The sequence below is a fragment of the Mesorhizobium sp. M7A.F.Ca.US.006.04.2.1 genome (assembly GCF_004022915.1).
Taxonomy (GTDB): domain Bacteria; phylum Pseudomonadota; class Alphaproteobacteria; order Rhizobiales; family Rhizobiaceae; genus Mesorhizobium; species Mesorhizobium ciceri.
Map to the genome: position 1 here is coordinate 1 of NZ_RZQA01001159.1, position 1,515 is coordinate 1,515.

The following is a 1,515-nucleotide window of genomic DNA, read 5'->3' on the forward strand; positions in this document are numbered from 1 at the left end:
GAGCCCGAGTGGCGCGCCCAGCTGCGGGAACATCGCATACCAGCCGCGACGCTTTTCGGGGGCATTCAACGCCAGCAGCGAGGCAAGTCCGTCCCATGTCCCGCCCAGCGCCAGTCCCTGACCGATCCGGAACATGGCCAGCAGCCAGGCCGAAGCCGGGCCGATCTGGTCGTAACCGGGCACGAAGGCGATCGACACGGTCGAGGTCCCCAGCAGGAACAGCGCGATGGTGAGCTTGGCGCTACGTCCGTAGGCGCGGTCGAGCGCGGTGAAGATCGCCGTCCCGATCGGCCGCGCGATGAAGGCAAGCGCGAAGATGGCGAAGGAGTAGAGCGTGCCGGTCAACGGGTCGGCATATGGAAATACGAGCTTGGGGAAAACGATGACGGAAGCGATCGCGTAGACGAAGAAGTCGAAGAATTCCGACGTCCTGCCGATGATGACGCCAACGGCGATTTCGCCGGGCTTCACCTCATGATGCCGCGCATTGATCCGTCTTGCGTCGGCTTCGATCTTCGAAGTTGGGCTCACAGCATTCTCCGTCGCCCCGCCGCGGTCTCATACGATCGCTTGCCATGTGCGCGGGCCAGATGCTTTGATGACGCCTGCCGCGTCATTGCGGCATTGGACAAATTGTCCAATGCCTTCATCGCCGCGGTACGGTTAGCACTGGGGGGAACAACCGACAGGTCATACATTGAGCCGTCTCCGTACCCTTTTCCTGCTGCCCCTGCTGGCATCGCTCGGCTCCTGCAGCATGGTCGTCCTGAACCCTGCCGGCGACGTCGCCGAGCAGCAGCGTGACCTGCTGATGGTGTCCACGGCACTGATGCTGATCGTCATCATACCGGTGATGGCTCTCACCATATTCTTTGCCTGGCGATACCGCCAGTCCAACCGCGAGGCGCGCTACGAGCCGGATTGGGACCACTCGACCCATCTCGAACTCGTCATTTGGGCTGTGCCGCTTCTGATCATCATCTGCCTGGGCGCAGTGACCTGGATGGGCACCCACCTGCTCGACCCCTATCGTCCGATCGGACGTGTAGCGGCCGGCAAGCCGCTGCCGCCGGACGTGCGCCCGCTTGAGGTCGAAGTCGTCGCGCTCGACTGGAAATGGCTGTTCATCTATCCGGAATACGGCGTCGCCGTGGTCAACGAACTGGCTGCGCCGGTCGACCGGCCGATCAGCTTTCGCATTACCTCCGCATCGGTGATGAACTCCTTCTACATTCCAGCACTGGCCGGCCAGATCTATGCGATGCCGGGTATGGAAACCAGGCTGCACGCCGTCATCAACAAGTCCGGCGACTATGAAGGGTTCTCTGCCAATTACAGCGGCGCCGGCTTCTCGGGAATGCGCTTCGCGTTCCACGGCCTCGACGATGCCGGTTTCCAGGCATGGATCGCGAAGGCAAAGGACAGCGGCGGCAAGCTCGACCGAAACGGCTACCTGGAGCTCGAACAGCCCAGCGAGAACCAACCCGTGCGCCACTATGCGGCGGTGGATAGCGA

2 protein-coding genes are annotated in these 1,515 nt (G+C 62.5%); one reads left to right on the top strand and one right to left on the bottom strand.

Going from position 1 to position 1,515, the window contains the following annotated elements; genetic code table 11:
- A partial coding sequence (locus EN925_RS35355) for an MFS transporter (protein WP_164894640.1) occupies nucleotides 1–531 on the bottom strand: 531 nt, incomplete at its 3' end.
- Nucleotides 532–697: 166 nt separating this feature from the next.
- Between EN925_RS35355 and cyoA the strand changes: the two genes are divergently transcribed.
- Nucleotides 698–1,515, top strand: an 818-nt coding sequence (cyoA, locus tag EN925_RS35360) for a ubiquinol oxidase subunit II (RefSeq protein WP_128337343.1), incomplete at its 3' end; no start/stop codon positions are given.